The organism is Agilicoccus flavus, from assembly GCF_014857905.1.
In the GTDB taxonomy this organism is placed as follows: domain Bacteria; phylum Actinomycetota; class Actinomycetes; order Actinomycetales; family Dermatophilaceae; genus Agilicoccus; species Agilicoccus flavus.
Genome location: NZ_JACYXE010000011.1, coordinates 152100 through 158099 on the forward strand (window position 1 = coordinate 152100; position 6000 = coordinate 158099).

6 protein-coding genes are annotated in these 6000 nt (G+C 74.6%); 4 read left to right on the forward strand and 2 right to left on the reverse strand.

Annotation, left to right across the window (positions count from 1 at the left end):
• The first annotated feature begins 43 nt into the window (after positions 1-43).
• The 3 genes from ICW24_RS16255 to ICW24_RS16265 all read left to right on the forward strand — a co-directional run bounded on the left by ICW24_RS16255 (position 44) and on the right by ICW24_RS16265 (position 2809).
• Positions 44-868 carry a PIG-L deacetylase family protein gene (locus ICW24_RS16255; protein WP_226346768.1) on the forward strand — a complete coding sequence of 275 codons (825 nt, stop codon included), beginning with the start codon at positions 44-46 and terminating at the stop codon, positions 866-868.
• A gap of 80 nt (positions 869-948) precedes the next feature.
• A complete protein-coding gene (locus ICW24_RS16260; RefSeq protein ID WP_226346769.1) occupies positions 949-1782 on the forward strand; it encodes a CPBP family intramembrane glutamic endopeptidase in 834 nt (277 codons plus the stop codon).
• Between the two features lies 1 nt (position 1783).
• The gene (locus ICW24_RS16265; RefSeq protein WP_226346770.1) at positions 1784-2809 is read left to right on the forward strand and encodes an NAD(P)H-binding protein; all 1026 of its coding nucleotides are present in this window, start codon (positions 1784-1786) and stop codon (positions 2807-2809) included.
• Positions 2810-2901: 92 nt separating this feature from the next.
• On the opposite strand, the gene ICW24_RS16270 is transcribed toward ICW24_RS16265, so the two are convergent.
• Entirely contained in the window at positions 2902-3300 is a 399-nt protein-coding gene (locus ICW24_RS16270) for a hypothetical protein (RefSeq protein WP_226346771.1), read from the reverse strand.
• 262 nt (positions 3301-3562) lie between these two features.
• The gene (locus ICW24_RS16275) at positions 3563-4591 is read right to left on the reverse strand and encodes a GNAT family N-acetyltransferase (RefSeq protein WP_226346772.1); all 1029 of its coding nucleotides are present in this window, start codon (positions 4589-4591) and stop codon (positions 3563-3565) included.
• 104 nt (positions 4592-4695) lie between these two features.
• Between ICW24_RS16275 and ICW24_RS16280 the strand changes: the two genes are divergently transcribed.
• A complete protein-coding gene (locus ICW24_RS16280; protein ID WP_226346773.1) occupies positions 4696-5445 on the forward strand; it encodes a YsnF/AvaK domain-containing protein in 750 nt (249 codons plus the stop codon).
• The last annotated feature ends 555 nt before the right edge of the window (positions 5446-6000 follow it).

Below are 6000 nucleotides of genomic sequence, written 5' to 3' on the forward strand. Positions count from 1 at the left end.
TGACGGTGACGGTGACGGTGGCGGTGTCGGTGTCGGTGACACGATGGTGGCTGTGTCGACCATCGTCTATCTCCACGCCCACCCCGACGACGAGGCCTCGCAGACCTCCGGCCAGATGACCCTCGCCTCGCGCGCGGGGCACCGGGTCGTCGTCGTGTACGCCACGAACGGCGACCACGGCGAGGTGCCCGACGACCTGGTCCCCGGCGAGACCCTCGTGGCGCGGCGGCGGGGTGAGGCGCAGGAGTCGGCCACGGTCACGGGGGCCGCCCGCGTCGCCTGGCTCGACTACGCCGACTCCGGCATGACCGGCTGGGATCAGAACGCCGACGAGACGTGCTTCCACGCCGCCGACCTCGACGAGGCCGCCGGGAGGCTCGCGGCGATCCTCGACGAGGAGGACGCGGATGTCCTCGTGGGCTACGACTGGCACGGCGGGTACGGCCACCCCGACCACGTCAAGGTCCACCGCGTGGCCCACCGCGCCGCGGAACTCGCCGCGCGTCGGCCCCGGCTCCTCGAGTCGACGATGAACCGGGACGCGTTGCGCCGCAGCGCCGCCGCCGCGAAGGAGGCCGGCCTCGAGGGTGTCATGGGGGACTTCGACCCCGACGGCCCGATGGACGACGGCAACCCGATGGGCCTGCCGGAGGACGAGATCCACTGGGCGGTCGACGTCTCCTCCGTCGTCGACGCCAAGCGCGCCGCGCTCGCCTGCCACCGCAGCCAGAAGACCGACATCGAGGGATTCCTCGCGATCCCGGAGGACGCGTACGCGCTCGCCTTCGGCGTCGAGTTCCTCGCCGAACCGGGCGGGACCGGTCCGATGCGCGTGGGGTGGCCGTTCGGCGAACCCACCCCGGGCTGAGCTCGTCGGATGCCCATCCGAGTGCTTCGAACATCGAAAGAGCGTAGGGTCGTGCCCGGTCCGAGTCGGGAGGGGATGTCGTGAGGTCACCGGTGGCGGAACTGCGCGCCTTCTTCACCGCGGCGCTCGTCGACCCCGTCCCGCGCGACCATCTGCAGTCCGACGCGGCCGTGCGCCGCCGGCGCGTCGTCGCCGTCGTCACGCTCATCGTGGGCTCGGTGATCCTCTCCTACTCGCTGCGCATCCCGCCCGGCGACCCGCGGTTCTACACCTGGACCATCGTTCTCGCCGCCGTGTGGACGATCGGCGCCTTCGCCTCCGGGCCCCTGCACCTCGGGCACGCGTGGACCCGATCGGGCCGGGTGGGCGAGTCGGGCGAGGTGGAGAGGCGCACGGCGACCCCGGCGGACGCAGCGACCCCGGCGGACGCGGCGACCTCGGCGGACGCAGCGACGACGGCGGGTGACGCCGAGGTGGCCCGCCCCTTCGTCCAGTCGCTCGCGCTCGCGGCGCTCGTCATCGCCGTCTTCATCGCGGGGGCGCTCGTCGTGGGCCGCATCCCCTTCCTCGCCGACTCCGTCGACGAGCTGCTCGATCACGCCCGCGTCGGGTCGTTCGCCGTGGTCACCGTCATCACCCTCGTCAACGGGGTGGCCGAGGAGCTGTTCTTCCGCGGGGCCCTGTTCGCGGCCGTCGGGCGGCGCCACGCGGTGGCGGTGACGACCGTCGTGTACGCCCTCACCACCGTCGGCACGGGGGTGCCGCTGCTCGTCGTCGCGGCCGTCGTCCTCGGCCTGCTCGCTGCGCTGCAGCGGCGGGTCACCGGGGGCGTGCTCGGGCCGATCATCCTCCACGTGACCTGGTCGGCGGCGATGCTCGCCGTCCTCCCTCCCCTTCTCGACCTCGTGAGGTGACATGTCCTCCACCGTCCTGCTCACCGGCGTCACCGGTTACATCGGCGCCCAGCTCGTCGAGCCCCTGCTCAAGCGCGGCTACACCGTCCGCGCCCTGACCCGCTCGGCGGGCAAGCTCGCGGACGCCCCGTGGGCCGACCGCGTCGAGGTCGTGGAGGGCGACGCGACGAAGGACGCCGACCTCGACCGCGCGCTGGACGGCGTCGACGTCGCCTACTACCTGCTGCACTCCATGGACGGCGAGGGCGACTTCCGCGCGCGCGACCGCCGCCTCGCGCAGCAGTTCACCGACGCCGCGGCGCGGGCCGGGGTCGGCCGCATCGTCTACCTCGGCGGGCTGCACCCGCGCGACGAGGAGCTGTCCGAGCACCTCGCCTCCCGCAAGGAGGTCGGGGAGGTGTTCCTCGCCGGACCCGTCCCCGCGGCCTGCCTGCAGGCGGCCGTCATCCTCGGCGACGGGTCGGCCTCGTTCGACATGCTGCGCTACCTCACCGAGCGGTTGCCGGCCATGGTGGCGCCGCGCTGGCTGCGCAACCGGATCCAGCCCATCGCCGTCGACGACGCCGTCTTCTACCTCGTCGGCGCGGCCGAGCTCCCGCCGGAGGTCGACCGCACGTTCGACATCGGCGGCCCCGAGGTGCTCACGTACGCCGACATGATGCAGCGGTTCGCCAAGGTGACGGGCCGGCGGCCGCGGATCGTCGTCACCCTGCCGGTGCTCACGCCGGGTCTCGCGAGCCACTGGGTCGGGTTCGTCACGCCGGTCTCGGCGGGGGTGGCCAAGCCGCTCGTCGGCAGCCTCATCCACGAGGTCGTCCGCAGCGAGACCGACCTCGACGGGTACACCGGGCTGCCGGAGGGCGGGCTCACGGGGTTCGACGACGCCGTGCGCGCGGCCATGCGCCACGCCGAGCCGTCGCCTGGCCCCGGCGGTGTGGCGGTCGGTGGCGTCGTCCTCGGCGCGGCCGCCGCGGCCGGGGCGGTGGCGGGGGTCCTCGACGCGGTCCGCTCCCGCCGGAAGAGCTGACCCGCACTCCCGACCGCCCCTGAACGCCCGGACGCCGACCCCCCCTCGCGGGTGGGTCGGCGTCCTCGTGCTGCGCGCGACAGGTCGGCGGTTCAGCCCTCGCCGTCGAGGAGGCGCTGGTCGGCGCGCTCGTCCTCGTGCAGATCCTCGTTCGAGACGTGCGTGTGGGCGGACCGGGCGATGCGGTCGGCGATCTTCTCCAGTTCGACCGGGGGGATCTCGATGCCGGACTCGCCCATGAGGCGCCCGAGGTGCTCGTGGACGGCCTCGACGTCGGTGCCGTGGCCCGCGAGGGACACGCGCTCGACGGACGCCTGGAAGTTGCGGGCCGCCTCGACGCCGTGACGGTCGATGAAGGCCTGGTTGACGAAGATCTCGCTGTCGCGTTCGCCCGCTCCGCCCGTCGACTCGAGCCGCGGTGCGCCCTCGGCGGAGTCGCCGGCCGGGCTGTCGTGGTCGGGGCCGCGCTCGTGTCGGCTCTTCTCGCTCATGTCCGTCCTCGTTCCGGGTCGGGGGGCGTCCGGTGCGATGCCCTGTGGATTCCCAGTATCCCCAGCGGCGGCCACCGGGGCGCGCCGGGCGGGGCGCGTCGTCGCGGCGGGCCCGCCGGGCGGTCCGTCCGACCGGTCAGCGGCTCCTTGCCCGGGGTGCGTCGGCGCGAGGGCGCGGACCCGACCGTGCGATCGCGCGGCGCGGGCCGCCGCGCCCAGAGGGGTGGTGCGCTCAGAGGGGTGATGCGCGCAGAAGGGGACGTCAGAGGGTGACGTCCCGGTGCCACGACTGCGTGACGTACGACGTCTCCCAGCCGAGCGAGCGGTACAGGCCGTCGGCCCCGGTGGGTGAGTCGTCGTCGACCTCGAGGCCGATCCGGTTGCGTCCGCGCTCGGCGGCGTCGGAGATCGCCGTGTTCAGCAGGGCCTTGGCGACGCCGCGCCCGCGGGCGACCCGATCCACCCCGATGTAGTCGACGTAGCTGCCGGCGACCCCGTCGGCGTCGGGCGCGAGGACGGACCCGACGAGGGCGCCGCCCGCCACCTCGCGGCCGTCGACGTCGATGACGGCGAGCCACCACTGGTCCCAGGCGTGCCCGGGATCCTCCTGGAGGCGGTGGACGAACTCGGGGAAGCTCTCGCGGTAGGAGTTGAAGTGGTCGGCGAACGACTCCTCGAGGACCTGGTGGATCGCCTGGACGTCGCGCGCCAGCGGGAGGCCGTTCGTCCGGCGCCGCACCCGGCGGACCCGGACCCCGGGCCGGGGAGGCGTCAGCACCCCGGGGTGGTGCTCGTCGCCGGTGACGGGTCGACTCATCTGCAGCCAGGTGCGCGTGTGGCGGTAGCCGGCCGCCGCCAGCCACCGCTGCTGCCGCGCGTCGGCGGCGAACGCGCCCGTGTCGATCTGCGTCCCGGGGAGTCGGCGCCGGCGCGGCACGACGAGCGACACCCGCTCGACCCACGCGAAGAGCGCGGACGCCACGGCGTCCTCGACGTCGAGACCGGGTTCGACCGTGACGTGCACGAGGGTGCGGCCGGCGGCCCGGTCGTGGACGGCTGCCCACGCGCGCACCACCTCCGCCGGGTCGACGGCCACGACCTGGCGCCGCGTCCACGAGCCGGCGAGCGTCACCTCGGAGACGACCGTGGCCACGTCCGGGGACGCCGAGCCGGTGGCGGCCCGGTGCACGTCGGCGCGGAGCTCGGCCAGCACGGCCAGGTCGCGTTCGTCCGGCTCGCGCATGAGCCAGCCGTCGGGCAGGGCGGTCTCGTCCGGGAAGGTGTCGGGCATGGGCCCATGATGTCGCGCTCGAGGCCCGAGCCGGGTCGTGAGGTTCGGGGTGGGAGTGTCCGGGTAGTGGCAACCGCAATAGGCCCACCTCGAGAGGACACACCATGGACACCACCGCGGGCACGCCCCGACCGGGCTTCGGCGACGACCGGGACGAGCGAGACGACCGCCGGTCCGCCGGATCCGACGACTCGATGCTCCTGCGCGAGGAGCGCCTGAACGTCCGCACGGTGCGCGAGGAGGCGGGTCGCGTCCGCCTCCGCAAGCGCATCGTCGAGGAGGAGCGCACGCTGACCGTCGTCGTGCAGCGCGAGGAGGTCGACATCCTCGAGGACGACGCCGACCCGCGGGGGGCCGGTCCGGCCTCGGGACGCGAGGCCGACCGGGAGCGTGGGGTGGGCTCGGCTCGCACCCGCGGAGCAGACGACCCGGCCGCGGCCGCCCAGGCCGAGTACTCGCGTGCCGCCGCGATGACGGGCTTCACCCCCGACGCCGCGGGCATGCCCCTCCCGATGGAGGCCACCGCGGGCGGCGTGGACGACGGCGCGCAGGCGGGCGTTCACGGCGGCGGGCACGAGGCCGGGCGCGGCGACGGGCACCGCACGGGGCGCGGCGACGGACGCGCCGGCGTCGACGGCACCGACGACGCGGCCGAGATCGTCCTCTACGAGCAGCGCCCGGTCGTCACGCTCGAGTGGGTGCCGGTCGAGCGCGTGCGGCTCGAGCGACGCACCGTCGTCGAGGAGGAGACCTTCTCCGGCGAGGTGCGACGCGAGGAGGTCGACGTCGACATCGACGACGCCAGCGGCCCGGGTCGCGCCCCCGGCGACGACCGCCTCCCGCCCACCGCCTGACGCGAGGCCGCTGCGCCGGGCCCGATGGATTCGGCCGCCGCGGGCCGGCGAGACGTCCCGACGTCCCGACGTCCCGGCGCCCAGGTGCAGGCTGCGGCCGCAGCTCCTCGAACCACGCGCGGACGACTGTGTCTCGCTCGTGATGGTGGCCGCGTCCGACTGCACCGGCGCACCGTCACCTTTGCCGCTGGTATGGGCGGTCGCTCTCCGGCTCCGGTGTACTCGCGAGTTCGTGTGCCGTCGCCGCAGATGCTGCTGGTCGCGCTCCGGTGCACTCGCGCTCCGGTGCACTCGCGCTCCGGTGTACTGGCGAGCGGGCGGGCTGTCGGTGCGGGTGCTGGTGGTCGCGTTCGGGTGTACTGGCGAGCGGGCGGGCTGTCGGTGCGGGTGCTGGTGGTCGCGTTCGGGTGCACTCGCGAGCTCGCGTGCCGTCGCCGCAGCGTTGGCCGACCCGTCCGCAGGGCAGACGTTTCCCCCGGATGTCCCCGGCCGCTGGTGCTGCTCGTCCCGCTCGGGCACAGTTGCAAGCTCGCGCGACGTCGCCGCTCAGAACGA

What these genes read in the sequence shown, in the direction of transcription:
- ICW24_RS16255 (WP_226346768.1), top strand. Translation starts at nt 44, where the DNA reads ATGGTGGCTGTGTCGACCATCGTCTATCTCCACGCCCACCCCGACGAC.
- ICW24_RS16265 (WP_226346770.1), top strand. Translation starts at nt 1,784, where the DNA reads ATGTCCTCCACCGTCCTGCTCACCGGCGTCACCGGTTACATCGGCGCC.
- ICW24_RS16270 (WP_226346771.1), bottom strand. Translation starts at nt 3,300, where the DNA reads ATGAGCGAGAAGAGCCGACACGAGCGCGGCCCCGACCACGACAGCCCG.
- ICW24_RS16275 (WP_226346772.1), bottom strand. Translation starts at nt 4,591, where the DNA reads ATGCCCGACACCTTCCCGGACGAGACCGCCCTGCCCGACGGCTGGCTC.
- ICW24_RS16280 (WP_226346773.1), top strand. Translation starts at nt 4,696, where the DNA reads ATGGACACCACCGCGGGCACGCCCCGACCGGGCTTCGGCGACGACCGG.